Origin of the sequence: Corynebacterium silvaticum (assembly GCF_004382825.2) — a bacterium.
Lineage (GTDB): Bacteria > Actinomycetota > Actinomycetes > Mycobacteriales > Mycobacteriaceae > Corynebacterium > Corynebacterium silvaticum.
In genome coordinates, this window is the sequence record NZ_SDQO02000004.1 from 52,595 (window position 1) to 78,501 (window position 25,907).

The 25,907-nt window shown below is 53.2% G+C and carries 21 protein-coding genes, 1 tRNA gene and 1 pseudogene; 9 read left to right on the forward strand and 14 right to left on the reverse strand.

Annotated features, from left to right (window positions below; translation table 11 throughout):
- Nucleotides 1-34: 34 nt before the first annotated feature.
- From prmC to rho, 3 genes are read right to left on the reverse strand one after another with little or no spacing between them, the layout of a single operon-like run.
- Complete coding sequence (gene prmC / locus ET810_RS10100; RefSeq protein WP_087453796.1) at nt 35-853, reverse strand: peptide chain release factor N(5)-glutamine methyltransferase; 819 nt, start codon at nt 851-853, stop codon at nt 35-37.
- Nucleotides 854-862: 9 nt separating this feature from the next.
- Entirely contained in the window at nt 863-1,933 is a 1,071-nt protein-coding gene (prfA, locus tag ET810_RS10105) for a peptide chain release factor 1 (protein WP_087453795.1), read from the reverse strand.
- Nucleotides 1,933-4,008 carry a transcription termination factor Rho gene (gene rho / locus ET810_RS10110; protein ID WP_375167319.1) on the reverse strand — a complete coding sequence of 692 codons (2,076 nt, stop codon included), beginning with the start codon at nt 4,006-4,008 and terminating at the stop codon, nt 1,933-1,935. Before rho ends, prfA begins: the two co-directional genes overlap by 1 nt.
- 445 nt (nt 4,009-4,453) lie before the next feature.
- Between rho and ET810_RS10115 the strand changes: the two genes are divergently transcribed.
- Nucleotides 4,454-6,190, forward strand: coding sequence for a long-chain fatty-acid--CoA ligase (locus tag ET810_RS10115; protein WP_134316002.1), 1,737 nt, complete (start codon nt 4,454-4,456; stop codon nt 6,188-6,190).
- 237 nt (nt 6,191-6,427) lie between these two features.
- Nucleotides 6,428-7,102 (forward strand): annotated as a pseudogene (locus ET810_RS10120) (helix-turn-helix domain-containing protein).
- Here the strand turns inward: ET810_RS10120 and thrB are convergent.
- From thrB to ET810_RS10145, 5 genes are all read right to left on the reverse strand, one after another.
- Nucleotides 7,089-8,012, reverse strand: a complete 924-nt coding sequence (thrB, locus tag ET810_RS10125; RefSeq protein ID WP_087453792.1) for a homoserine kinase — start codon at nt 8,010-8,012, stop codon at nt 7,089-7,091. The pseudogene ET810_RS10120 and the gene thrB overlap by 14 nt on opposite strands.
- A gap of 9 nt (nt 8,013-8,021) precedes the next feature.
- Nucleotides 8,022-9,371, reverse strand: a complete 1,350-nt coding sequence (locus tag ET810_RS10130) for a homoserine dehydrogenase (RefSeq protein ID WP_087453791.1) — start codon at nt 9,369-9,371, stop codon at nt 8,022-8,024.
- Between the two features lie 290 nt (nt 9,372-9,661).
- Nucleotides 9,662-10,993 (reverse strand): diaminopimelate decarboxylase, encoded by a 1,332-nt coding sequence (gene lysA, locus ET810_RS10135; RefSeq protein WP_087453790.1) that lies wholly within the window; start codon nt 10,991-10,993, stop codon nt 9,662-9,664.
- 2 nt (nt 10,994-10,995) lie between these two features.
- Nucleotides 10,996-12,648, reverse strand: a complete 1,653-nt coding sequence (gene argS / locus ET810_RS10140; protein WP_087453789.1) for an arginine--tRNA ligase — start codon at nt 12,646-12,648, stop codon at nt 10,996-10,998.
- 11 nt (nt 12,649-12,659) lie between these two features.
- Nucleotides 12,660-14,312 carry an L-lactate permease gene (locus tag ET810_RS10145; RefSeq protein ID WP_134316003.1) on the reverse strand — a complete coding sequence of 551 codons (1,653 nt, stop codon included), beginning with the start codon at nt 14,310-14,312 and terminating at the stop codon, nt 12,660-12,662.
- Nucleotides 14,313-14,723: 411 nt separating this feature from the next.
- On the opposite strand from ET810_RS10145, the gene ET810_RS10150 reads away from it, so the two are divergent.
- The 5 genes from ET810_RS10150 (at nt 14,724) to ET810_RS12835 (ending at nt 18,501) form a co-directional block, all read left to right on the forward strand.
- The gene (locus ET810_RS10150) at nt 14,724-15,509 is read left to right on the forward strand and encodes a (Fe-S)-binding protein (RefSeq protein ID WP_013911259.1); all 786 of its coding nucleotides are present in this window, start codon (nt 14,724-14,726) and stop codon (nt 15,507-15,509) included.
- Entirely contained in the window at nt 15,506-17,050 is a 1,545-nt protein-coding gene (locus ET810_RS10155) for a LutB/LldF family L-lactate oxidation iron-sulfur protein (protein WP_087453787.1), read from the forward strand. The genes ET810_RS10150 and ET810_RS10155 overlap by 4 nt, the downstream gene beginning before the upstream one ends.
- A 2-nt stretch (nt 17,051-17,052) precedes the next feature.
- Nucleotides 17,053-17,682 carry a LutC/YkgG family protein gene (locus ET810_RS10160; protein WP_014525613.1) on the forward strand — a complete coding sequence of 210 codons (630 nt, stop codon included), beginning with the start codon at nt 17,053-17,055 and terminating at the stop codon, nt 17,680-17,682.
- 104 nt (nt 17,683-17,786) lie between these two features.
- Nucleotides 17,787-17,859: transfer RNA gene (locus ET810_RS10165), tRNA-Arg, on the forward strand.
- Between the two features lie 441 nt (nt 17,860-18,300).
- The gene (locus ET810_RS12835) at nt 18,301-18,501 is read left to right on the forward strand and encodes a hypothetical protein (RefSeq protein WP_225870120.1); all 201 of its coding nucleotides are present in this window, start codon (nt 18,301-18,303) and stop codon (nt 18,499-18,501) included.
- Between the two features lie 14 nt (nt 18,502-18,515).
- Here ET810_RS12835 and ET810_RS10175 read toward each other — a convergent pair whose 3' ends face one another.
- Nucleotides 18,516-19,286, reverse strand: coding sequence for a DeoR/GlpR family DNA-binding transcription regulator (locus ET810_RS10175; protein WP_166741013.1), 771 nt, complete (start codon nt 19,284-19,286; stop codon nt 18,516-18,518).
- Between the two features lie 124 nt (nt 19,287-19,410).
- Between ET810_RS10175 and ET810_RS10180 the strand changes: the two genes are divergently transcribed.
- Nucleotides 19,411-19,770 carry a hypothetical protein gene (locus ET810_RS10180; protein ID WP_087453786.1) on the forward strand — a complete coding sequence of 120 codons (360 nt, stop codon included), beginning with the start codon at nt 19,411-19,413 and terminating at the stop codon, nt 19,768-19,770.
- 52 nt (nt 19,771-19,822) lie between these two features.
- Here the strand turns inward: ET810_RS10180 and ET810_RS10185 are convergent, their stop codons facing one another.
- Complete coding sequence (locus ET810_RS10185) at nt 19,823-20,020, reverse strand: PspC domain-containing protein (protein ID WP_087453785.1); 198 nt, start codon at nt 20,018-20,020, stop codon at nt 19,823-19,825.
- Between the two features lie 102 nt (nt 20,021-20,122).
- Nucleotides 20,123-20,599 (reverse strand): MarR family winged helix-turn-helix transcriptional regulator, encoded by a 477-nt coding sequence (locus tag ET810_RS10190; RefSeq protein WP_087453784.1) that lies wholly within the window; start codon nt 20,597-20,599, stop codon nt 20,123-20,125.
- A 198-nt stretch (nt 20,600-20,797) separates the two neighbouring features.
- Here ET810_RS10190 and ET810_RS10195 point away from each other — a divergent pair, with 198 nt between their 5' ends.
- Nucleotides 20,798-21,325: a YceI family protein gene (locus tag ET810_RS10195; RefSeq protein WP_087453783.1), complete on the forward strand. Its 528-nt coding sequence runs from the start codon at nt 20,798-20,800 to the stop codon at nt 21,323-21,325.
- Between the two features lie 48 nt (nt 21,326-21,373).
- On the opposite strand, the gene ET810_RS10200 is transcribed toward ET810_RS10195, so the two are convergent.
- The 3 genes from ET810_RS10200 to ET810_RS10210 are packed head-to-tail and all read right to left on the reverse strand — an operon-like array spanning nt 21,374 to nt 25,906.
- Nucleotides 21,374-23,947: an AAA family ATPase gene (locus ET810_RS10200; protein ID WP_134316004.1), complete on the reverse strand. Its 2,574-nt coding sequence runs from the start codon at nt 23,945-23,947 to the stop codon at nt 21,374-21,376.
- 6 nt (nt 23,948-23,953) lie between these two features.
- The gene (locus ET810_RS10205; protein ID WP_087453781.1) at nt 23,954-25,072 is read right to left on the reverse strand and encodes a metallophosphoesterase family protein; all 1,119 of its coding nucleotides are present in this window, start codon (nt 25,070-25,072) and stop codon (nt 23,954-23,956) included.
- Between the two features lie 48 nt (nt 25,073-25,120).
- A complete protein-coding gene (locus ET810_RS10210; RefSeq protein WP_087453780.1) occupies nt 25,121-25,906 on the reverse strand; it encodes a hypothetical protein in 786 nt (261 codons plus the stop codon).
- Nucleotide 25,907: the final 1 nt, after the last annotated feature.

The window sequence follows — 25,907 nt, forward strand, 5'->3', positions numbered from 1 at the left end:
AATCTCTTCCGCAGTTTCGGGCACAACCGTTCTTTTAAGGAAGCTTACTCGCCGTAACAAATCGTTTTCGACCCGTCAGGTCCTCCAAAACGGCAATCTCGCAAAATCCTCCGTGTTTATGGAATTCTTGGAGCACGGCTAGAGACGTTGCATCATCATGCTCTATCCCCACTCGTCCCTTAGGAGCCAAGAGCTCATGGATGACAGGAATCAACAGTTTGATCGTGTCCATCCCATCCGCGCCGGAGAACACAGCCATTGCAGGATCGTGATAAACCTCGGGAGCAAGGTCAGGAGTTTCCGGCACATACGGAGGGTTGCTCACCACTACATCCACTGTCCCGGCCAACGACCTCAGCAGATCAGAATCCGTTGCATCGCCGATGACCAGATTCACGTTAGTAGGAAGGTTTTCCTGTGCGTAGCGGGTCGCAGCAGGAGAAAGTTCCACTGCAGTAACCTTCGCCGTAGGAACAAGCGTTGCGACGTAAGCCGCTAGGGCTCCCGACCCCGTACACAGGTCCACGACGGTTTCCCCACCGCCGAGTTGCTGCACCGCCCAGTCGGCAAGAACTTCTGTTTCTGGACGTGGGATAAAAACCCCCGGCCCCACTTTCAAAGTAAGAGGACCGAACCATGCTTCTCCTACGATGTGCTGCAAGGGTTCGCGCTGTGCGCGCCGTGCGACAAGAGCCTCGAACTGATCCGGGGTCGGTTCGCGCATGCGTAGCCCCAGTTCCATGGGAGTGCATCGTAGAAGATGCGCGGCTAGGATCTGAGCGTCGTTACGCGGGGAGGCCACCCCGGCTGCTTCCAGGGTGGCCTCGGCGTCTCTCAGAGAAGTAAATAACACGAAATTATTTTACTCAACTTCTAGGCGTTCCGCGCGTTCTGCTGCACGTAGCGCAGTAAACAGGTCATCCAACTCACCGTTGAGAACCGAATCAAGGTTATTTGCTTTAAATCCGATACGGTGATCGGAAATCCGGTTCTCTGGCCAGTTATACGTGCGGATGCGCTCGGAGCGATCCATGGTGCGAATCTGTGCAGCGCGTCCCTCAGCAGCTTCTGCCTCTGCTTGCTCTTCAGCCATAGACTGAAGACGCGCAGCTAGAACCTGCATGGCTCGTGCCTTGTTCTGAATCTGCGAGCGCTCCTTCTGACAGGTAACAACCAAGCCAGTAGGAAGGTGGGTAATACGCACAGCAGAGTCAGTCGTGTTCACACCCTGACCGCCTTTACCGGAGGAACGGTAGACGTCGATACGCAAATCTTTATCGTCGATCTCAATCTCCGCGACCTCATCAGGCTCTGGATACACCAGCACACCTGCGGCAGATGTTTGGATGCGGCCTTGAGACTCAGTGACCGGAACGCGCTGCACGCGATGGACTCCGCCTTCAAACTTGAACACGCTCCAGGCACCATCACGAGAAGGCGTCTTTGATCGGATAGACAGAGTCATATCCTTGACACCTCCTAAATCAGATTCAGAGGAGTCCAAAATCTCCACGGCAAAGCCATGCTTATCAGCATAACGCTGATACATGCGCACAATCTCGCCGGCAAACAAGGCAGCTTCTTCTCCGCCTGCGCCTGCCTTCACTTCCATGACGATGTCATCTCCATCATGGGGATCGCGAGGTGCCAGAAGGTCAGCGAGCTGTTCTTCAAGGACCACAACCTCAGATTCCAAGCGAGCTGCCTCTTCTTGGAATTCGTGGTCCTCGTGAGCCATCTCTTTGGCTACTTCCAGATCATCCCTGGCCTGCACCAGCTTGTTATTCACGTTGATGATCGGCTGCAGCTCGGAATAGCGCTTGGATAATTTCCGGAACAACATCTGGTCGCCCATGGTTTCTGGGTCGGCCATCTGAGCTTCAATACCCTGGTACTCCGAGACGATGTCATCGACTGCTGATACCTGGGCCATTACTCCTCCTCGGCGTCTGCAGCCATCGGAGCACTCGATGCAATCTGCATCAAGAACTCACCGTTGGATTTGGTCTTCTTGAGCTGCTTGATAAGCAGATCAATGGCCTGCTGGTTGTCCAAGGCCGCGAGAATCCTGCGCAGTTTGTGCATGATGCGAGCTTCCTCAGGCACCAGAAGAAGTTCATCTTTACGAGTTCCTGACGGGTTAACGTCCACTGCTGGGAATACGCGATGCTCGGAGATCTTGCGATCCAGCTTGAGCTCTGCGTTACCGGTTCCCTTGAATTCCTCGAAGATCACGGTATCGCCTGCGGAGCCAGTTTCTACCATCGCAGTGGCGATGATAGTCAAAGAGCCACCATTTTCGATGTTACGAGCTGCGCCTAGGAAACGCTTTGGCGGATAGAGGGCATTCGAGTCCACACCACCAGACAGGATACGGCCTGAAGCAGGAGAAGAGTTGTTGTAAGCACGGCCAAGGCGTGTGATGGAGTCGAGAAGCACCACAACGTCTTGTCCTTGTTCTACGAGTCGCTTAGCGCGCTCAATTGCCAGCTCAGCCACAGCGGTGTGTTCGCTTGGCGGGCGATCGAAGGTGGAGGCAATAACCTCACCCTTGACGGAGCGCTGCATATCGGTGACTTCCTCGGGGCGCTCGTCGACAAGCACCACCATCAAGTAGCACTCAGGGTTATTTGTGGCAATAGCGTTGGCGATGTTCTGCAAAATCGTAGTCTTACCGGCTTTCGGCGGGGACACGATAAGTGCACGCTGGCCTTTACCAATAGGCATGATCAAGTCGATCACACGAGTGGTAAGGATCTTTGGTTCGGTTTCCAAGCGCAGTCGCTGGTTCGGGTACAGCGGAGTGAGCTTAGAGAAGTCCGGACGAGCCTTAGCTTCCTCTATAGACATGCCGTTGACGGATTCAACGCGAACCAACGGATTGTACTTTTGACGATTGCGCCCGCGGTTGTGTCCATGATGTCCACCATGGCTGTTATCGCCATTCATCCGAACCTGGCCAATGATGGCATCGCCGGCGCGTAGGCCCAAGCGACGAATCATCTGGTTGTTTACGTAGACGTCTGCGGGACCAGCATGGTAGCCCGACGTACGAACGAAAGCGACATTGCTGTCCACGATGTCGAGAATGCCGGCGATGTTCTGCAAAACTTCGTCTTCACGAGGCTCGACGCTGGTGTTCTCCCGGTTATCATCGCGGTCACGACCACGTCGGTTACGGCGATTCCGACGGTTACGATCATTGCGATCACCTCGGTCGCCGCGCTCATGATGGCGACCGTTACGCTGACGAGGATGCTCGTTTTCAGAGCCCTCACGAGATTCCCGAGTCTGCTGCTGATCTGCAGCCTGATGCTCAGAAGCTTCTCGACGCTCCTCTGTCTTCACGTTATCCGCGGGTGCTTCTTTACGTTGTTCCCCGTCGTGGGAAGCCTGATCGTTCTCAGCACGATTGTCTTCTCGCTGAGAAACCTGTCGATCCTCGCGGTGTTCCCGACGAGCACGGTTACGACGAGCACGTCGAGCAGCCGAGCGCGATTCATAGCGATTCTCATCATCGGCATCGCCATGTCCAACAGCTTCCGCTGCCCCATCGTTAGATTCAACGGGCGTATCCGCTTTGTCACGTGAGGAGCTTTCTGCAGAGCCGTGCTTCTCTGAAGGAGTTTCTACACGACGAGTCGCGCGACGACGACGCGGCTTCTCTTCTTCCACGGGCGCAGATTCCTGTGTACTGGACTCGTGGGAGACCGCATCATTTGTTGCCTCGGCGGTTCCCGCGGTCTTCAGCACCCGACGACGGCGTGACTTTGACTCCTTGGCGGGAGCCTGATCAGCCTTTTCCTGTTGGGTCTTAGCGGCCTCTGGGGCTGAACTTTCTACAGGTGCAGAATCCTTCTCCACCTTGGGCGTAGCCTTTGCTTGGGTATTGTGCTTTGCTGCAGGAGCGGCGCTACGTCCACCCTGTGCAGCCTTTCCCCCCTGCGCACCGCTAATCGCGGCAATAAGGTCGCCTTTGCGCAGTGCAGAGGTGCCTTTTAGACCCATTTCAGCGGCAATCTTGCGCAGCTCGGGCAGACGCAATGCAGCAAGATTACGCTGTGCGCCGTTATCTGTTGTTGTCACAGATGTCCTTTCATCGCCTTTACCAGAGGGAAAAGAGGTCACCGGGAAAATATTCAACCAAGTAACCACCACTGGAAAGCATGCTGTGGAATTAACTGGATTCAGGTACTGATGGCGTAGGTGCCCGAGAATCCCTACCAAATGCGTTAAGAACGCACACATGCGAGGATGTATCGTCCCGCGCCGGCGCGGCCTTGACAGCAATTCGGTGGTGAACTTCTAAAGCGGGAACTGAACACTGCGTCTCGGGTTATTACTCGGCGAAACGCGGTCAGTACAAAAATTATTGTGAAGCTCGTAACGCAGTCTAACGCATAAATGCGTGTGAGGTGAACTTGAGGCAATTTTCGCAACTATGGTGTAAGTCATGCTCAGTACGATGCAGCCTATTCCGCTCAACCTTGCACAGATCCTCACCTATGGGTCACAGATCCATGCCGAAACTAAAGTGTCCACTTTTGAGGGCGACGCTATGCAAGAGACCACCTTTGCTGAGATTGCAGCCCGCGCCGCGGCCCTCGCCCATGCCCTCCGCGATGAGCTGGGCATCACCGCTGACCAACGCGTAGCATCAATGATGTATAACTGCTCGGAGCATCTAGAAACACTCTTTGCCGTGGGCTGCATGGGAGCCGTGTTTAATCCGTTAAACAAGCAATTGATGAACGATCAAATCCGTCACATCATCAACCACGCGGAAGATCACGTGATTGTCGCAGATCAGCGGTTAGCAAAGCAGCTGGGCACTATTTTGGATGAAGGCTGCCCCTCAGTCCGATCCGTAATTTTTATCGGCCGCGATGACATTGCCGCTGCAGCACGCTTTATTCCCGATACCATCACGTGCTACTCCTACGAGGCCCTCCTAGACGGCCGAAGCACAATTTATGATTGGCCCGTCATCGAAGAAAATAATGCGGTTGCCATCTGCTATTCCACCGGAACCACCGGAGCCCCCAAGGGCGTTGTCTATTCCCACCGCGCCCTCTACCTGCAGTGTATGAACCTGCGAACTACAGATTCTTTAGCAGTTACTCACGGACAATCGTTTCTCTGCTGCGTACCGCTCTATCACATTTTAAGCTGGTGTGTTCCCGTCGCCGCCTTCATGTCTGGAACACCATTGGTCTTCCCTGGCGCAGATGTATCTGGACCCTCCCTGGCAAAGATTATTGCCACAGCACTTCCCCGGGTCGCCCACGGAGTACCAACCCTGTGGATTCAACTCATGGTGCACTACATGCGCCATTCCCCCGAGCGCATGAGCCTACAAGAGATCTACGTTGGAGGTTCTGCGGTGCCTCCTATCCTGATCAAACTCTGGGAAGAGCGCTACGGCGTTGACGTCGTTCATGTCTGGGGCATGACAGAGACGCTCGCCATAGGCACAGTCGCACGTCCACCGTCGGGTGTTTCCGGTGAAACTCGACGGAGTTATCGAATCAGCCAGGGTCGTTTCCCCACATCCTTGGAATACCGCGTTGTCAACGATGGCGAGGTTATGAGCGCCACCGACCGAAATCAGGGAGAAATCCAGGTGCGTGGAAACTGGGTCACAACCCGCTACTACCATTCACATTCGGAAGAGGGCACGGGTCCCGCTTCGATGTTTCGGGACCATCACGTTGAAGACGCTCCCGGGCAATTTACCTCCGATGGTTGGTTGCGCACCGGCGATGTGGGCTCCGTAACCCGAGACGGCTTCCTCACCATCCACGATAGAGCCAGGGATGTCATTCGATCAGGCGGCGAATGGATCTATTCCGCAATGCTCGAAAATGAGATCATGGCGGCAACAGTCGTGGTCGAAGCCGCCGTAATCGGCTATCCGGATCCCAAGTGGGGCGAACGCCCCCTCGCAGTTACCGTGGTCTCCCCAGATATTCCCCGCAATCACAAAACAGCCGAGCGCCTCCGATCACGGCTTCGCGATACCTTCCCCAATTGGATGATCCCGGAGTACTGGGCTTTTGTCGATTCCATCGATAAAACCTCTGTGGGCAAGTTTGACAAGATCGACCTGAGAAAGCATGTTGCCGACGGAGATTATGAGATCATCTCGCTGCTCGGCCCCGGCCATTCCGGTGATGATTCCCCGCAGTAACCTAACCAAAGGCCGCATTACGTCGCTGCATCGCGGCCAGGGGGCGTAACACCCAGCCGCGCCAATTGTTGCTCTTCAACCCTAATAGTCAAGCGATATAAATCATAGTGGGAGACTGAAGTGATACAAGACGTCTTTTATGCTAGAAATAGACGTTACAAACCACGCACCAAGAGCATTCTCAGTTAGGATGCGTTATTTCCATTTGTGTCAAGGTTTGTTAGATGAGGACAATCCATGAGCCAGCGAGCGCCCCGCCCTACTACGGAACTCTTTCCCGAGGCCCTAAGCCTTAGTCAAAGACAACGTGAAGTGTTAGACACCGTCGCAAGTTTTGAAGACGGCGCAAAAATCTAAGAACTCGCCGCAACCCTTGGCATGCATATCAATACTGCCCGTGGTCACTTAGATGAGCTTTTAGAGCGCAAGGCGATACAAACCGTCCCCGCTCCTAGTAAGGGCAGGGGCCGCCCCTCGCTGGTATACCGATCCAGGATTCCAGACAATAGGGCCGTGGCCTCGGAATACGTGACGCTCATTAGAATTCTCGCGCAGCGTCTCGCAGACGACAACGCATCCTTGGAAACAGCCAGGGAAATAGGTCTTGAATGGGGGCAGGTCATGCACAAGACCTGCCATCCGCGAAAAACCCCTGCGATCCTCGCTCGACGTCTCCGCCTCATGGGTTTTGACCCTATTGAACATGAAGACGAGCTACGCCTTTACTCATGCCCCTTTATCACGGGCAATGAAAAACCCATCAGCTTTCTCTGCGCCGTTCACGACGGAATGCTCCAAGCTTTAGTCCTCAATACGGACCTCGACGTCAGCCTCGAACCAGACCAGGATCCCACCTACTGTGCCGTTAAGATCAATAACGGCACCAAGCACCGCGCCGCTAGGAAACAGTGACAGACACCGGCGGAGCAACCTCTAGCGGGAGCACCCGCAAGCCGGCCTCGCGGGCGTTGTTAAGCACTGACTCATCGATCGGTTCTGTAGATAGCACCATCACGGTCGGGCCCGCGCCCGAAAGGTACGCAGCGTATCCCCTATTACGCAACCGATTCACCCACTCTGCGGTTACGGGCAATACGTCGGCGCGATATGGCTGATGCAACCGGTCGCGTGTTCCCTCCCACAGGAGTTCCGGGTGATGCTGCAGAGCAACGGTCATCACCGCGCACCTGGACACGTTGAATCGTGCGTCCACGTGAGTCACGTCCGTAGGAAGGACGCGACGGACAGCCTCTGTGGATGCATGAAAGTTTGGCACTAGCGCAGTCGCCATAATCGACTCGGCAACGGGAATAGTAACCGCCCTATATTGCGGCTCTGTCCTGCCATCCACCGGAATCTCAGTCCATGAGACTACAGCCTGCCCCAGAACAGACGCCGCTGCGTTATCTGGGTGCCCTTCAAAAGCAGACGACAGCTGTACCACTTGCTCATTACTTAAAGGAAAACCGGCTAAACCATTAGCAGCGCATACACCAGCTACTGCAGCGGCTGCGGAAGATCCCAAACCACGAGACTGCGGTATGGAATTATGGCACACCACTTTCAACCCTGGGGCGTGCGCATCCGCCGCTTTAAGCCCAGCACGCAGTGCTTTCACTACGAGGTGAGAACCGTCTAATGGCAGGTCTCCCTGGCCCTCGCCAAAGACTTCCACGCTAAGGCCTGAGGCAACAACTTCTACCTCGACTGTGTCATACAACGACACCGCAAGACCTAGTGTGTCAAAGCCGGGGCCTAGGTTGGCCGAGGATGCTGGGACGGTGACTGAGACCTTTTTACCTACTTCAAGCTCAATACTCATGAGTGATGATTACTCCCCCACCAAACGAATCACGCTGCTGATCTGCTTAACAGCATCGGAATTCTTGATATTGTCAACGGTTTTTTCCAGGTCCGCCTCAAGGGCCGTGTGAGTGACCACAATAAGCCGTGCGTGTCCGTCTTTTTCTTCCTGCCGGATCGTACTAAGTGAGATCCCATTGCTTGCAAAAATCTGCGCGAGGTCCGCAAGGACGCCAACGCGGTCTTCGACTTCCATATCGATATGGAAGCGCGTGAGGACTTCGCCAAAGCTTGCAATCGGAAGGTTTGCATACGTTGACTCGCCTGGAGCGCGTCCCCCGAACACCTTGTTACGAGCAGCGCCTACAATATCGCCGAGCACTGCCGACGCAGTGGGGTTACCGCCTGCACCATTTCCATAGAGCATCAAACGCCCTGCTGCCTCAGCTTCAACGAATACGGCGTTGAAGGACTTGCTCACGCTTGCCAACGGGTGGCTTCGAGGAACCAAGGTTGGGTGGACACGGGCAGACACTTTTTCTTCGCCGTTTTCTCCTTGGAGTCGCTCACAGATAGCCAAGAGTTTGATAGTGTGACCGGCCTGTTTCGCCGCCTCTATGTCTTTCGCAGTGATCTTAGAGATGCCCTCGCAGTGCACGTCATCCGAGGTAACCCGGGTGTGGAATGCTAGGGAAGCCAGAATTGCTGCTTTACTTGCAGCGTCATGGCCTTCAACATCGGCAGTTGGGTCGGCTTCTGCGTACCCCAGACGCGTGGCTTCAGCGAGCATATCGTCATAGGAGGCGCCGGTAGAATCCATCGCATCCAGGATAAAGTTAGTCGTGCCATTAACGATTCCGGCAACGGATTGCACCTGATCGCCGGCCAGAGAACGACGCAGAGGCCCGACTACCGGGATCGCTGCAGCTACGGCGGCCTCAAAGTAGAGGTCAACGCCTGCCTCATCAGCAGCTTGTGCAAGTTCAGCGGAATGTGCAGCTACCAGCGCTTTGTTGGCGGTGACGACCGATTTTCCAGAGCGCAAGGCTTTGAGGATCAGCTCACGCGGGTAATCAATGCCACCGATGACTTCTACAACGATGTCTACGTCGTCACGCTCGATGAGTGAGCGAGCATCATCCGTGAGGACCCCCAGCTCATCGGCCAGGGAGCCCTTGTGTTTTTCTTTGCTGGATGCAGCCACACCCTTGATTTCAAGTGGTCCCCCAGAACGGCTCTTGAAGTCGCTAGCGTTCTCAGTGAGAAGTCGCAGCACTTGGCTGCCAACTGTTCCGTAGCCCAAAATGGCAATACCTACCGGGACCCCCTCCCCTTTTCCAGGGTTGAACGTGGCGCTGATGTGCTGTTCAGTCGACATGAGACTCCTTTAGGGCAAAAAGTAGGAACACTAGCTTTCGAAGCATTGTAGCAGCGCCCTTACCGGTGAGTTCCCGTTCAGGGGACCCACGCGCTGTTTCCTCCCGACATCAGGACCCCACATTGAGGAAACGAACGCTATGAGTGTTTTAGCGCAATCGAGACGGTTAAAAGGATAGAAAACAGCTGGACATTCTCGTCAACGTCTTCACCATAAAAGTCTGTAACGTAAAAGCATGTCCAGCTGTTTTTCTTGCATTGCTACCACCATGTAGCGACGGTGATCTCCTATCAGCCCTCGTCCAAAGCAAGTAGATCCTCGATGGTCTCACGGCGAACCATTAGGCGAGATTCACCTGCTCTAACGCTCACTACTGCCGGCCGCCCCATCATGTTGTACCTGCTGCTCATTGCAAAACAATAAGCTCCAGTAGCCGCCAAAGCTATGAGATCCCCCTCAGCAATTCCGCTTGGAAGTTCCCGATCGTTGATCAGAATGTCCCCCGCCTCACAATGCGAGCCTACAACCCGACTGGGGACAAGGTTCCCTGCAACGTTGCGGTTGATCACCCGCACGTCGTACTCAGCTTCATACAGCGCAGGGCGAATATTATCGCTCATGCCACCGTCCACGGCGATATATCTCCGCAGCTGTTCATCCGTCACGTGGACGTCCTTCACAGTTCCCACGGAATACACCGTCACGGTGGACGACCCTGCGATGGCCCGCCCAGGCTCCACGAGCACTTCGGGGGCATCAATGCCTAAGGTGCGAGCTACCTCATCCACTGCCCCCAACAAATCTTGGGCCACAGAGGTAACGTCCAGAGGGGTCTCATCTTCGGTGTAAGCAATGCCGTAGCCGCCGCCTAGATCTAGTTGTTCTAAGTCGATACCGAGTTCTGAATGAATCTTTGAATACAGCGTCAGCACACGCTGGGCTGCCAAGCTGAAACCTTGGGCATCAAAAACTTGCGAACCCACATGACAATGCAGGCCAATCAGGTACAAGGGGTCAGATTCAATAACACGCTTTGCCGCCGCATACGCCGATCCGGAAGCCAAAGAGAATCCAAACTTCTGATCCTCATGACTCGTAGCAATAAACTCATGTGTATGAGCCTCAATGCCGGGCTTCACGCGAACCATCACCGGCTGAGTAACGCCTGCCTCAGCCGCGACTTTTTCCAAACGCTCTAGCTCAGTCATCGAGTCAATCACGATGTGCCCGACCCGGTTAGCTACCAAGAGGCGAAGAAATTCCTCGCTCTTATTGTTGCCATGAGCTGTTATGCGTTCAGGAGGAAAATGAGCGCTTAGCGCAACCTGAAATTCCCCTAGAGACGCAATGTCAAGGTTGAGGCCTTCTTCTTCCACCCACTTAGCAATCCGACGAGTCAAAAACGCCTTAGATGCATAGTGGACTTTCTCGGCCCCACCAAAGGCCGCGGCCATGTCCCGGCAGCGGTTGCGGAAATCGTCTTCGCCTACAACAAAAACCGGAGTCCCGTACTGCTCAGCTACGTCGGAGAGAGACACTCCTGCAACTGAGACTTCTCCATTAGCTTCTCGACGCGCGCCTTTAGGCCATACATGCGATGGCAGTGCGTTAAAGCTCTCCACGGCTACATACGCTCCGGCGCTGTAACACCGACCAATCCCAAGGCATTAGCAAGAACCTGGCGGGTGGCATTAGCCAAGGCAAGACGCGCGGTGTGAATAGGCTGCGCACTTTCGCCAGCCTTAGGCAGAATCTGGCATGAGTCGTAGAAGCGGTGGAAGGTCCCAGCCAATTCCTCTGCATAGCGCGCGACGCGGTGTGGCTCGCGCAGTTCAGCCGCAGCCTTGACCACTGCAGGGAATTCTCCCAGCGTGCGTATCAGATCGCCTTCGCGATCATGGGTTAGCAATGCAAGGTCAGGGTCAAGGGCGGTTATCCCCAGATCGCCAGCCTTCCTAGCGATCGAGCACAGACGCGCATGCCCGTATTGGACATAGTAAACGGGGTTGTCGCTGCTCTGTGATTCCCACAGAGCAAGGTCGATATCAAGGCTAGAGTCCACCGATGACCGAATCATGGAGTAGCGGGCACCATCAATGCCGATGGCCTCCACCAAATCGTCCAAGGTGATTACGGTGCCAGCACGCTTGGACATACGCACTGCTTGCCCATCGCGGACCAAGTTCACCATTTGACCGATAAGGACCTCTACGCTGCTGGGCTCATAGCCCAGCGCTGCGGCAGCAGCACGTAACCGAGAGATATACCCATGATGATCCGCGCCAAGCATGTAGATGCACAGGTCATGCCCGCGCTCGATTTTGTCGGCCACGTATGCAATGTCACCAGCGATATAGGCTGCGTCGCCGTCTGACTTAATCACAACGCGATCTTTGTCGTCGCCGTAATCAGAAGACTTCAGCCACCATGCTCCGTCTTGGAAATAGAGATTTCCGTTTTCCTTAAGACGTTCGATCGCTTTATCCACGGCACCCGACTCGAACAATGAGTTTTCATGGAAAAAGACATCAAAGTCCGTGCCAAATTCATGGAGTGATTCCTTGATATGACCAAACATCATTTCTACGCCAGCAGCACGGAACGTCTCCGCCATCTCTGCTGGTTCCTGAGAAAGAACATCGGGATGCGCTGCAACCACAGCTTTTGCTATGTCATGGATGTAGTCTCCGCCATAGCCGTCTTCTGGTGTAGGCTCCCCCTTTGCCGCAGCGACGAGCGAATTGGTGAATCGGTCGATCTGGCGCCCATGATCGTTGAAGTAATACTCCCGCGTGACGTCAGCACCTGAAGCCTCCAAGACACGGCCTAGGGAATCTCCAACGGCTGCCCAGCGGGTACCGCCTAGATGAATTGGGCCCGTCGGATTTGCGGAAACGAATTCTAGGTTTACGCGAGTCCCCGCATAGAGGTCTGAATGACCAAATGCCTCACCTGCGGCGAGAATCTTAGCAACGATCTCCCCCTGGGCCGCAGCAGCAAGGCGAATATTGATAAAGCCAGGGCCGGCAATACCGGCCACATCGACGGCTTCATCAAGAGCTAGGACGTCGGCAAGCAACTGCCCAAGCTCGCGCGGATTCATTCCCACCTTTTTAGCCACCTGAAGGGCGACATTTGTGGCATAGTCCCCATGTTCGGGGTTACGCGGGCGCTCCACAACCACCGTCTCAGGCAGAACCGAGGCATCGAGGCCACGTGATTCAAGGATGGTGGTAGCAGTGCGCTTAATGAGGTGTGAAAGATCCGCTGGTGTCATGGGTTAGCAGTTTAGCCCACAACCATCCATCCGAGAACTGGGGTGGACTGCAAGTAAATGATGATGCACAAGTACACCAGCAAACCAAGGGAATACTTCCATGCCTGAGCCATAATCTTGCGCTCGCCGTTTTCCATCTGAACAGCGCCAGCGGCAATGGTCAGGGTCTGCGGGCTCATCATCTTACCCAGCGTTGCACCAGCGGTATTGGCACCCACCAAGAGCGTCGGGCTCACGCCCACCTGGGAGGCCGTGGTGGCCTGCATCTGAGCGAACAGAGCGTTTGCAGAAGTAGCGGAACCAGTAACCCACGTTCCGATCCAACCCAACAACGGAGATAGCAGCGGGAATACCGATCCGGTTGCTGCCAAGAAAGCGCCGATGGAAGCAGTCTGACCGGACATATTCATGGTGTATGCCAAGCCCATCACCGCTGCGATGGTCAGCGCAGAGTAACGCATCTTGTATGCGCCCTTGCCAAGCTGAGCCAGACCTGTAGCAAAGTTCATTGGGTACTTTCCACCACGCGAGAATGCGGTGTAAACGCCGACTGTGATCAGGCCACAGAAGAACATGATCGTGCCCGGGGTGGACAGCCAGTTGAAGTTGAAGATGGTGTTATTAACTGGCTCGCCTGCAGCATTAACGATGTGACCGTGCAGCGCTGGCCACTGGATCTTCATATCCGTGGACTTCAAAGCTGCAGGAATGTTGACGCCGATCTTCCAGAGGCTGGTGAAGGAGAAGACAAAGACGATGAGAAGGTACGGGAACAGTGCCAAAACGGTCCGCTCCGTTGTCAGGTGGAGCTCATCAGCGTTGATGGACGATGCCTGATCTTCGGGGGTAGTTGGCTTCCACACACGGAGGAACAGAACGCCACATGTGAGGGAAAGAAGGCAAGCAACGACGTCGGTGAGCACATAAGAGAAGTAATTGGACCCGAGGAACTGTCCACCACCGAAAGCCACGCCCAGCAAAAGTGCCATTGGCCATGTCTGGCGCACGCCTCGTGTGCCGTCCATGATCAGTGCCAAAATAAACGGCACAACCAGGGCAATCAAAGAAACCTGGCGGCCAGCCATCGCAGCCACCTGCTCACCTGGGATCTGAGTAAGAAGACCACCCGTGGTCACCGGAATAGCCATAGCACCGAAGGCGACGGGGGCACAGTTTGCCACGAACGTAACCAGAACGGCTTTGATCGGCTTAAGGCCAATAGCCAGAAGCATTGCCGCAACGATAGCAATGGGGGCACCGAATCCGGCGAGGGCCTCTAGGAGACCGCCGAAGGCGAAGCCAATCAACATTGCCTGAACGCGCATGTCGCCTCGGCCGATCTTGGCAAAGATCGTACGAAGATCGTCGAAACGTCCTGAAATAACCGTGAGGTCATAGACCCATACGGCCATCCAAATGATGTATACGATCGGGAAAATACCAAACGCTACGCCTTGTGAAAAGGCGAGTACCGCAAGGTTGGCTGGCATATGAAAAAAGATGATGCCAACCAGAAGGGCTACTACCACGCTCGCAAGCGCAGACCAGTGAGCCTTCCATTTGAGCACCATCAGGAACACAAAGAAGCCAATGAGCGGCAATATGGCGCAGAGCGCCGAGAGGCCAAGGCTTCCGCCTACAGCATCCGTTACAGGTGAAAACACTAGTTGCTTCTCCCATCTCGAGGGACTTGGGTCACTACTATTCTGCGATGAAATAGCTATCAACTCATAATTTAAGTTCTTTTTGCAGTAGGTCACACATTTGGTTGATTTTCAACCACCGCTTCTGTGTATTTATCACCACACTTTTTCTGCTGTATTTTTCACCACATTTTGTGACAAAACGCCCCTCAGTGCGCATATATGCACCACACCCCAATTCATCCCCCATTTCCCCGCATTTTAATAACACTAACGTTTCGTTAATAAGCGCTGGTAGTCCGGGGTTATTCAGATGTTATTTCAGCGATACACCCGCTAGTATTTATTATGTCCAGTGGCGCGTAACGCTTCCGATTATTTGGAACGCCACAACAAACTGCCACGTTTCCCTCGAAGCAAGGAGCAATTACCGTGAGAGTAGCGCTCTTTTCCACTTGTATCGGCGACGCCATGTTCCCCGACGCATCCAAAGCAACTGCACTCGTATTGTCCCGACTTGGCTATGAGGTCGTCTTTCCTAAGGATCAGACCTGCTGCGGCCAGATGCACGTCAACACCGGCTATCAAAAAGAAGCCATCCCACTGATCCGCAATTATGTGGATGCGTTCACCGATCCCTCCATTGACTACGTCGTCGCACCTTCAGGTTCATGCGTCGGCGCAGTCCGCGAGCAGCATGAGCACATCGCGGATAGGTACGGCGATAAAACTTTGGCAGCTGGCGCACGTGACGCAGCTAAGAAGTCCCTCGACCTTCCAGAATTCCTCATCGATGTTGCCGGCGTGGAAGACGTCGGAGCATTCTTCCCCCACAAGGTCACGTACCACCCTTCTTGCCACGGCCTACGCTTTATCAAGCTCGGCGACCGCCCCTACCGCCTACTTTCCAAGGTGGCAGGTATGGAGCTTGTGGAGCTTCCTAACAAGGAAGAATGCTGTGGATTCGGTGGCACCTTCTCCCTGAAGAATGCCGAGACTTCGGCTGCAATGGTCTCCGACAAGACCCGCAACATCGAGATCACTGGTGCTGAGTACATCACCGGTGGCGACTCTTCCTGCTTGATGAACATCGCCGGAAACCTGTCCCGCAAGCACGTGGGTATCCGTGCCATCCATATCGCAGAGATCCTAGCCTCCACCAAGGAGCACCCTTGGACTCCCGATTCCGCCGCCTACTCCCGAGAGGTAATGCTGTGAGCGTCTCACTTGGAACCCCCACGATGCCACCTCGCGCATCGGAAATTAGCCAACTTCGTGGCGACGAGAACTTTGTTCATGCCGCGCACCATGAGCTTTACAACGCAACCCAGCGTCGCAATCTAACCAAGGCAACCACCACAATTCGTGGTAAGCGCCTCAACGTCACCGCAGAAATGCCCGATTGGGAAGCTGTTCGTGAAGCAGGTTCCGGAATCAAGCGCGACGTGGGACAGCGTCTCGACGAGCTCCTGGTTCAGTTTGAAGAGGCTGTCACTGCACGCGGTGGACACGTCCACTGGGCGCGCGACGCTGAAGAGGCCGGAAACATCGTAACCAAGCTGGTCCAGGAGACCGGCGAGAATAACGTGGTCAAGATCAAGTCCATGGCAACCATGGAAATTGGCCTCAACTCTCGTCTCCGCGAGGCCGGCATCTCCGCACGCGAGACCGACCTTGCAGAGCTCATCGTTCAGCTGGGTAAGGACAAGCCATCTCACATCCTGGTTCCGGCTATTCACCGTAACCGTGCGGAGATTCGCGACATCTTCATCCGCGAGATGCCCAACACTGACGATTCGCTTTCTTCTGAGCCTGCTGAGCTCGCAGAGGCATCGCGCTCCTTCCTGCGCGAGCAGTTCATGAAGGCAAAGGTTGCTATTTCTGGCGCCAACTTTGGCATTGCAGAAACCGGAACCGTCACCATCATGGAGTCCGAGGGCAATGGCCGTATGTGCTTGACCCTCCCGGAGACCCTGATCTCGGTCATGGGCATCGAGAAGATCCTCCCCGCTTTCCAGGATCTTGAGGTCTTCTTGCAGCTTCTCCCCCGTTCCTCCACCGGCGAGCGCCAGGCACCTTATGTCTCCACGTGGTCCGGCGTCACCGAAGGCGACGGCCCGAAGAACTTCCACATCGTCCTTGTCGATAACGGACGAACCGCAGTTCTTGCTGACGAACTCGGCCGCGAAGCCCTCAAGTGCATCCGTTGTTCTGCATGTCTCAACGTTTGCCCGGTCTACGAACGTGCCGGTGGCCATGCCTATGGTTCGACCTACCCAGGCCCCATCGGAGCAATCCTGTCGCCTCAGATGACCGGCATGAAAGATAAGCACGATCCAAACGCCTATCTCCCTTACGCATCTTCCCTTTGCGGTCGATGCAACGAGGTCTGCCCCGTCAAGATTCCATTCACGGATATCCTGCTGGAGCTTCGCCACAAGAAGGTCGAAACCGATGCTCCAAAGATCGAGAAGGCCCTCATGGGCAGCATGCAGCTCGCATGGGGCAATGCAAAGGTCTGGAACATGATCACCCGCATGGTCTTTATGGGCCGCATCCTTGGTGGTTCCAAAGGCAAGATTACCCACCTGCCAAGCTTCTTGGCCGGTTGGACTGATGTTCGCGACACCGCTGTTCCACCAAAGAAGTCCTTCCGCCAGTGGTTCGATTCCGAGGAAGCACAACAGTTGCTTGCCGACGCCCGCAACGAAGGCATCCGCCCCAACGATCCTGCTGCTAACCAGAAGAAGGAGAACTAACCATGGATGCCAAAACTGAGATCCTCGAGCGCATCCGCAACGCCAACAAACTTGCTGGTGTTCCCGAGGGTGCCTATCCAGTAGTCCGTGAATACATCACTAAGACCGAGCTCCCCCGCGAAGAGCTCAAAGAGCTGCTTATTGATCGCCTCCTGGACTACAAGGCACAGGTTGTTCAGACCACTGACGCTGAGCTAGCTGACAGCATCGCAGAGGTCCTGAATTCCCGTGGAGCCAAAGAGATCCGTTACGCAGAGGGCCTCGATGCTGCACTGTTCGCAGACTTTGAGGGCAAAGCTGTAGCCGACGATCATGCAAGCGATCCCCGCCTGCTTAACGACGTCGACGCTGTGGTCACTGACTCCCACGTGAGCTCCGCTCAAACCGGTACCATTTGTCTGGTCTCCAACGAGGTTTGTGGTCGCCGCGCGCTGACTCTCGTGCCTGATTGCCACGTCTGCATCGTCCGCATGGACAACGTAGTCTATGGCGTTCCAGAGATGGTTGCACAGCTTGATCACACACGCCCCAACACGATGATCTCCGGCCCTTCCGCCACATCAGACATCGAGTTGAACCGTGTTGAAGGTGTGCACGGTCCTCGTACCCTCATTTGCGTGGTTGTGGATTAGTCTCCATAACCCCCCACGTCACGCCCCCTTTGACTCCGTTCATAGGGGGCGTCTTCGTATTTTTGAGCATTATGGGTTAGAATTACATCCGTTGTATTCAGCGCGTCTCCGTAGCTCAGTGGATAGAGCATTGGTTTCCGGTACCAAAGGTCGCAGGTTCGAATCCTGTCGGGGACACTTTTAAAAACCTCCTCCTACCAGCAAAATTCTTGGTGGGAGGAGGTTTTAGTTTTGCCACTCAAGCCGTTTAACCGACTGCAGCCTATCCGCAACACCCGAACCTGCATTTCCATAGACAAAAGGCCCCTTTGCTTCACAGTATGAGGACTTTGTCTATGGAAATGCAGGATTGAGCGCCAATCTCATTGCAATAATCGAGGATCACGTACCAAACATTGCCCGTTTGTCCTTTTTGAGAACGCTAGAGAATTCCACCTGGCGTTTTACGTATAGATTCCCTCTAGCGTTCTCAAAAACGACAATCACCCCTCTACCGAAAGGAATTCTCTTGAAGATCAACAAAGTAGCCACGAAACTGGCAGTAGTAGCAATTGCAGTCGGACTCGCCTCGGGGGTGGGCGTAGCTAACGCTGCATCCTACGGTAAATCCAACATCGAATGGTGTGGTGTAAGCAGCAGTTCCCCAAGGAGATCAGCCTCTGCGAATACATGGACAGCATCCATACTCAATCAGAAGAAGCACTGCGCAAAGGCGACCTTAAATTATTTGAGGCATTACAAGCAGACATCAGGGACATCCTGCTCCTACTGCGCGATGGCGGCAAGAATCCCATCCCACTCCCGCATCAAGCGCAGTAATCTCCCGGAAAAGTTCACTCATCAAAAGCGGGAACCATCACCACATTTGTCCCCAACTCGGTGAGACGCTCAGCGATTTCCATGTCAAGATCGTTTGTCGTGATCACCGTGTCTACCTGTTCAAAAGTGGCGACCCGGTGCGATGAGGCTCGGGAAAATTTTTCCGGAGTAGCAAGAACAACGACCCGTCGCGACGCTTGAAAGACCGCACGTTTAAGCGTCGCTTCGTTAAGATTTGGAGACATAACCCCAACCGACGGATCACAGGCACAAACGCCTATAAAAGCAAGATCAAAGCGCATAGAGAGCACAGTTTCCACAGCTGCCGCACCCCAGATCGCTAAATCTTCATTATTCACGTCACCACCGGGTATCAAAACAGATGTTTCCGGCCCACGCGCTAGCGCAGCTCCCGCATAAAGGGATAGCGCTAGCGCGTGTATGTCTTTTCCAGCCAAGAGCTTCGCAGCTTCCAACGGAGTAGTTCCAGAATCCACAAGCACGCTAAATCCCGAATCAACCATTCCCACTGCTTCCTTTGCTATCGCTCGTTTAGCGATTGGCTGTTCATGCTTGCGAACTTCCAGAGGATAGTGCGCCCCACGACGATGTGCAGGCCGCGCTCCGCCGCGAATCCTATCTATCGCCCCTAACGCATCCAATTCAGACAAATCGCGCCTGATAGTCACCGCAGAGGCCCCCGTGATCTCACATAACTGCGCGATCGTTTTACCCCCAGAGTCCACTGCGCGAATAATAACCCTGTGCCGTTCATGTTGCTCCATCCCCTTATCCTAGACCCCAATTCCGATCATAAACAATCATCGACAACGATCGATATGATTCCTATCCTTTTACATAAGAATCAAAAGAGCCCACCTCAGGAACCTTTTCAGGAGACGAATCGCCATGATCAGCACCACAGGAATTTATGCCAGCACCGACCTCGCCCACGACATCCTGCGCAATCTTCCACCAAAATTAGCCGCAGTGACGGTGCCATGGGAAGAGAATGCCACGTCGCAAGCTGCAAAGCTAGAAACTGTCGAATGTGCCATTATCGACGTCAGCAAGGGGATCGAGCGCGAAGCCATCGCTGCCCCACACGCAAAACCGGTGCTTATCATCGGTGACACAGACAGCTTCCACGCCGACAACTTGCGCGGCCACGGAGTTAAAGTCATGGAATCTTCCCCACGTGCGCTTGCCGACGTCCTAGCCAAGTTCTCCGCCCATGTGGATACCGAATTAGGAAGGTTAGCTGCTTAATACACAAAAGTGGCCGTGATCGATATTAATCACGGCCACTTTTTGACAAGTCCTAGTACTTGGGCATGATAAACCAAGCAACAATATAAAGAAGAACCTGCGGGCCGGGTAGGAGAATGCTCGCAACAAAGAGAATCCGAAGAAGAGTGACGTTGATTCCATAGGTCCCTCCAATACCGCTCAGGACTCCACCCACCCAGTTCTGGGTAGTGCTCCGGACGAGGCGTCGTCCATAAAAATGTGTATCCATGGTGAAAGTCCTTCTCTATCGAATATCTGATTGCCTTACCACTTCATAATGGCGCAATCAGCAGGACCCTCATATCAGGGAAACCCCTGAAAAATTCCCGATTTATCCGCTCACATAGTCATCCGGGTCAAAATCCACAGCCGCGATCTTTTCAAAATAATCACGTAAGACCACTGCATGCTCTGGGGTCATCGCATCAAAGACCAATTTCCTGACGACTTCTACATGACCAGGCGCCGCAGAACGTAACCGCTCTTCACCTTCGCGAGTCAGCTGTACATAAACGCCCCGAGCATCGTCCGGACATCGTTTCTTAGCCACTAGACCACGCTTTTCCATCCTTGTGATCTGATGAGACGTGCGGCTTCGATCCCAGTTAAGAGAGATGCACAGGTCCCGAAGCCGGATAATATGGTCAGGACTTTCGGAAAGATTCACCAAAACTGCAAACTCCGGAGAAGTTAGCCCCGGCCCTGCCTGCAATGTGTCGTCGATCCCCCTACTAACTTTTCGATTCGCAGCAAGCATCAGACGCCACAGGGATTGTTCTTCATCATTGAGCCATCTCGGAGTTGTCATGAGTGTAAAGACTAGCCCTATTCCCAACCAAATGAAAATAGAGAAAGTGCGACAGGCACTAGCATTTAATCCCAACTACCTGCAATAATAAAATCCAAAAATTTCTTTAGACCTTTAGTTGACATATCACCAAAAGGGTGTATAGTTGCAATTGTTGATACGACAACAAAAAATAAACTTATTTGATAGGAGAGCCACATGAGCCACCTTAACGGAACCTATGTCCTAGATCCCGCACACACAACTATCGGTTTTATTGCCCGTCACGCCATGGTCACAAAAGTTCGTGGTCGCTTTACTGATTTCAACTCCACGGTCACCGTTGACGAGTCAGCAGCTACTGTTAATGCAACAATCCAAACCGAGTCGATTACCACAGGCAATGACGATCGCGACAACCACGTACGGGGCATCGACTTCTTTAACACTGCAGAGTTTCCCGAGATGACTTTTACCTCTACCAGCGTTTCCATATCTGGCGACAAAGCCACGGTCACAGGCGATCTCACGATTAAGGGTGTGACCAAGCAAGTAGATCTTGATGTATCCATCGACGGAATCGCAGAAGATCCTTTTGGTAACACGCGACTGGGTTTTGAGGCCAGCACCAAGATCAACCGAACTGATTTCGGAGTAGACTTCAACGCTCCCCTTAAAACCGGTGGTGTTTTACTTTCTGAAGAAATAAAGATTGAGATCGAAGGCTCTGCAATCAAGCAAGCCTAGGCTCATACGTATTAAGGCGGCAGCTGTTTACCAGCTGCCGCCTTTGCTTTATGCCAACAGTTCCGCCATATTGTACTGGTGTTTTCCTACGACATAAGAGTATCGATCAGGCACACATGTTAAAACGAAGATCTGGGTACTTTTCCCTAGCTCGCTAAACAACATGGCCATAAGCCGTTGTCGTGTCGTATCTGTGGAACCTAGAGCATCGTCAACAAACACCGGCACTGATTCTTCGCTTACCAACCCAGCCACTGCAAACCGAGTCAGAATTGCCAGTTGTTCTTGTGCTCCCCCTGAAAGGTCTTTGACCGCAACAGTTTTATTTCCGGACGTACGGGCAACCACCGATAAGTTTTCATCAAGGTTAAAACTCACATCAGCACCGAACACCGGTGTGGCCAGTCGCGCTAGCTGCTCAACAAAAGGCTGCGCATATCGCCGCCGTGCTTCGTCTCGGTTACGAACCAACGTCTCAAAAAGCAGCTTCGCTGCCTCAGCTCGGCGTTTCACTGAAATTAACCGACGCTCGGCCACCTCGACCGCGGCAGTAGCCACATCTACTTTTTCTGCTACGCCTGTAGATAAAGAAATCATCTCCGCCAGAGCCCTAAGGTCGGCATCGCTGGTAAGGATGGTTCGCTCCAAGTCAGCTACTTTCGCTTGTGCCCCTTCAAAAAGTCCCTTGGCTAGCGATGAGTCCACATCAGTAGATAGCGCTTCAAGCTTTACAAGCGCTTCTTCATGTCTCTTCTGCACATCAGCAAGATCTTTTTCAAGGTTCTCAAGCGGAGCTTGCTTTTCTTCCTGCTGCAGAACTTCACGATTCGCAGAAATTCTCTTCTCTGATTCTTCTACCACAGCACGCTTCACCGCCGCGTTTTTCCTCGCGTTGCCGTCGATCCACGGCGCCAATGAGATTTCTATGTGCGCGATGTTGTGCCCGAGTTCTTCAATTCGGGCTTGGGTTGACTCTATAAGTTCTTCGAACTGAGCTACAGTCTTGTCCGGCTTGTGCACTTCTTCTAGGTCATCTTCGAGTGCCGTGCTCTGCCGTTGAAGGGTTTCTGCCTCCGCTATTTTTCGTTGTTTCTCTAGCAGAAGCTGTTGTGTCTTGCTTTCTTCAATCCGGCCTTGCCTGTGCCAATTCCGAAGTTCTTCTACATCGGCTGCGTTACCAAGTGCCACCTTTAATGCTGCTTCTGACTCTTCAACTGCAGCATTGCCTACACGCGCCGCGGATCCTGGAGAAAAAGTTGCTTCCACGGAACCGACTTTGAGCACGGTTTCTGTACCAATAGCAAAACTTTGAGCTACATCATCGGTATCAATCGAGGCACCATCCAGCGTTACAGAGGCAGGCTCATCTGATCGAATCAGAATAGAAGCAGCGCTTGCGTCTCGTAACTCCACCGCAACTCGATACTCCGCATAAGCACGTTCAGCTTCCTCTAGTTGGGCATCTGTCACACGAGGAAAACTCGTGATTACATCGAGTTTTTTATCCAGAGCCGCTAGTTCTTCCTTAACCGCGGCCAGCTCTTTTTGACGCTGAAAAGCTTTTGCTAAGGTGCTCTCCTTCCGAAGAGAAGACAGCTGCTCTCGTTCCTCTTTTAGCCGCTGCTGTACCTCTTGTTTTTCCTTATTCAACTCAGAAATATGTTTTTCTTCTGACTCAGCCCTGGCTTGTTCCTCCGCCAAACTTTGCTTCGACGCAGCCAACTCAGCTTCCTCAGTTGCCTGGTGCTCAATCTTCGCTTTCCGCTGAAGAAGTAAGCGATCACTATATTCAACCTGCTCAAGTAGTCGATCGACTTCTGATTGCGCCAATGCAACCTGTTGTATGTGCTTTTGTACCGCTTCCCACTTTTCTTGGGCTTCTGCGCATTCTTTTTTGGCCTGGGGAAGCTGTTCCTCTGCTATAGCTTTCCGCTGAGTGGTAGCACTAATACGGCTGACTCTTCCTTCGAGCTCACTGCTCCTACGAGTCGCCTCGTCAAGATCGTGCTGTGCTTTATCCAGCTCATTGAGAGTTTTATCTAACTCACCGTTTTTCTTGATTTTCTGTCCCGAATAATAGCGCTTGAACTCCTTTTCAGCGGCAGAAATTAGTTCATTATCTTCGGCTTTGCTGATTGACTCTCCATCTCCTAGAGAAGCGCTTAATGAGGGGATTCCGGCAGCAGCAAATGTAACGTCGTATTTTCCCTGCTCCATGAACAAAGCCTCACGCAGATGCGTATCTAAGTGTTCATCGAGAATCGCAGAAAGTTTATTTTCAGCCTCTCTACCTGAGTAGTTCCCAGGAGTGGGAGCATGGATCACAAGTTCAGCGGCCCGAGAGTTATTCCATGTCTTAGAAATCGTAAAAGTGTATGGGCCAATGGTTGCAGTCAAAGAAGTTTTAGTAGGAACATCCTTATCCACAGGTTTAATGTCACGAACATTCTTTTTGCCCGTAGAGTATTGCTCTCCCAAAGTTATCGAGATCGCCTCCATAATGGTGGACTTACCCAACTCATTATCACCGGCGATCACAATAACGCCTTTTTCTGGGAGATCACGCAATTCCAGATGACCAATGGAACGCATATCCTGGATTTGTATGTCATGAATACGCATCGTGAGTTATTGCTCCTTGCTCAGCCGGAATAGGAGATTGACAGCATCGCGAGCAGGCTGGCTATCCGTTGCCGCGAGTTCTTCTAACGTAGTTTTGGCAAAACCATAAAGGCCTAGATCGGAGAGTTCTTCCTCGGATGGATCGACGTGAAAATCCATGAGCCTAGGCCTCTCATACAACGCTGCAAAAATAGGTTGAAGCCGTGATACCTCTTGCTCTACGTACTTCATTGTGGCCAGAGAAACGGTTCCTTGCAGTGCATACTTAACTACAGTCGTGGACTTATCTGGATATGCCTCAAGCATTGAGATAAAAGCTTCCGCTTCCTCTTGAGAGTTGATAGGAACAGTAAGCGCCTCAAAAACCCACGACCCACAGGGAATTTTTGTAACCTCAGCGGTACCTTTCCCTACCGTTACCACTAATACATTTCCGGAATCAGCTTCACCGCCACCAGTTGCCACTTCATAAAAATCAGTCGTTTCTGGTGCTCCCGAGTACCACATTCGACCGGTCTCCCCCACTGCTTGGGTTGAATGTGTGTCACCCAGCGCAATATAGTCCACGGATGCATCTGCGAGTTTTCTTTCCGCTAAATCTAGGTTGATGAGATCCGGAATAATCTCATGTGTTCTCGCTTCAGTTTGTCCGTGTCCCACTGCGATTCGGATGGCATCACTAGGGTCGAGCGCTTCCAAAGCAGCCCCCAAGACGTCATATGTAGCACGCTTGGTTTTTAGCGGTGCCCCCACAATCTCAACGCCTCTGCGCACCTCAATAGGGCTGGAGTCAGATAAAACATGGACGTTTTCCATATTTTCTGCCTGATAGAACAAGGAATCTGCGACAAGCGGGTCATGGTTTCCTGATAAAAGATATACGGGCACCGGAAGCTTCTTTAATGCTTCTAAGGCTCTACCTGATGTTTTCTTCTCTAAAGAATTGTGTTCAAAGACGTCACCTGACATCACGATGAACTCGCAGTTCGTGTCTTCCGCAATGGCACCTAGACGAGCGATGGCGTTGATACGGGCGTCGTCGAAACGCGCCTGAGCATCGGAATCAAGAAACCACCTGATCATTCCGATCTGAAGATCCGATGTGTGTAAAAAGGTGACGGTCATGAACTTTGTCTACCATGAGCATTCAACGCCAGAGGCACCGAGGTACCCCTACTCTCGGGTGAGGTGGTAGTACAGGTCTTCGATATCCGCAACGGCCTTGAGCTCGTCAATAGAGGTCAAAGACACGAGTCGCATGGCTTTACGCAACAAAGACTCATCCGAATCTTCTAAAGCTGGCGCTTTCTTAGGAGAAGGAAGATCTGGCAAGGTTTTGCCGTCCCAAAAATGGCTTTTAACATTGCGCTCGCTGATGGAACGCGCTTGCATCGTGAGCGACTGCTCTAGTTTGAGCAAGTCCAAACCACGCAGTTCAAAAGCTAAAAGCGGTTCTGCTTCAAGCCGGTCCGCCGCAGCATAGGCAACTGCCACAGCATGCTTGCAACACACCACATGATCGGGGCAATCACACCAAAACTGTGCGCTTGATCCGATCAAGGTCTCGGCCACATCCTCGCTGAGTTTTCCTGCTTTTGCTCGCTTGATTCCGTTAGGTAATTCAGCCAGCTCAGCAGTAACAGCAGCTAAGTCATCCGTATCGCGATACGGCAAAGAAATGGTCACACGAAACGGCTCGTTCTGGGATCCGACAACATTAGCAGAAATCGTCGAGCCATCAAGTTTCAAGTTAAGAACGTTGTTGTTTCTAGCGTAATCGCGCCCCCGTTTCAGACGCCCCTGATCTGTATGGTGATGCACAAGATCGCGCACTTTGCGTGCCACAGCGTTAAATTGCGTGGTTTCCCGCAAATCCGGTAGCTCCTCGGGAGAAGATACTCGCTTCTTTGCCCCGAAGTTTGCGTAGATGACGTTGTCTTTGGAAGGACGCTGAGGCATA

What these genes read in the sequence shown, in the direction of transcription:
- prfA (WP_087453795.1), bottom strand. Translation starts at nt 1,933, where the DNA reads ATGGCCCAGGTATCAGCAGTCGATGACATCGTCTCGGAGTACCAGGGT.
- rho (WP_375167319.1), bottom strand. Translation starts at nt 4,008, where the DNA reads ATGGGTCTAAAAGGCACCTCTGCACTGCGCAAAGGCGACCTTATTGCC.
- ET810_RS10115 (WP_134316002.1), top strand. Translation starts at nt 4,454, where the DNA reads ATGCTCAGTACGATGCAGCCTATTCCGCTCAACCTTGCACAGATCCTC.
- thrB (WP_087453792.1), bottom strand. Translation starts at nt 8,012, where the DNA reads ATGAGTATTGAGCTTGAAGTAGGTAAAAAGGTCTCAGTCACCGTCCCA.
- ET810_RS10130 (WP_087453791.1), bottom strand. Translation starts at nt 9,371, where the DNA reads ATGTCGACTGAACAGCACATCAGCGCCACGTTCAACCCTGGAAAAGGG.
- argS (WP_087453789.1), bottom strand. Translation starts at nt 12,648, where the DNA reads ATGACACCAGCGGATCTTTCACACCTCATTAAGCGCACTGCTACCACC.
- ET810_RS10160 (WP_014525613.1), top strand. Translation starts at nt 17,053, where the DNA reads ATGGATGCCAAAACTGAGATCCTCGAGCGCATCCGCAACGCCAACAAA.
- ET810_RS12835 (WP_225870120.1), top strand. Translation starts at nt 18,301, where the DNA reads ATGGTGTGGTGTAAGCAGCAGTTCCCCAAGGAGATCAGCCTCTGCGAA.
- ET810_RS10175 (WP_166741013.1), bottom strand. Translation starts at nt 19,286, where the DNA reads ATGGAGCAACATGAACGGCACAGGGTTATTATTCGCGCAGTGGACTCT.
- ET810_RS10180 (WP_087453786.1), top strand. Translation starts at nt 19,411, where the DNA reads ATGATCAGCACCACAGGAATTTATGCCAGCACCGACCTCGCCCACGAC.
- ET810_RS10185 (WP_087453785.1), bottom strand. Translation starts at nt 20,020, where the DNA reads ATGGATACACATTTTTATGGACGACGCCTCGTCCGGAGCACTACCCAG.
- ET810_RS10190 (WP_087453784.1), bottom strand. Translation starts at nt 20,599, where the DNA reads ATGACAACTCCGAGATGGCTCAATGATGAAGAACAATCCCTGTGGCGT.
- ET810_RS10195 (WP_087453783.1), top strand. Translation starts at nt 20,798, where the DNA reads ATGAGCCACCTTAACGGAACCTATGTCCTAGATCCCGCACACACAACT.
- ET810_RS10200 (WP_134316004.1), bottom strand. Translation starts at nt 23,947, where the DNA reads ATGCGTATTCATGACATACAAATCCAGGATATGCGTTCCATTGGTCAT.
- ET810_RS10205 (WP_087453781.1), bottom strand. Translation starts at nt 25,072, where the DNA reads ATGACCGTCACCTTTTTACACACATCGGATCTTCAGATCGGAATGATC.
- ET810_RS10210 (WP_087453780.1), bottom strand. Translation starts at nt 25,906, where the DNA reads ATGCCTCAGCGTCCTTCCAAAGACAACGTCATCTACGCAAACTTCGGG.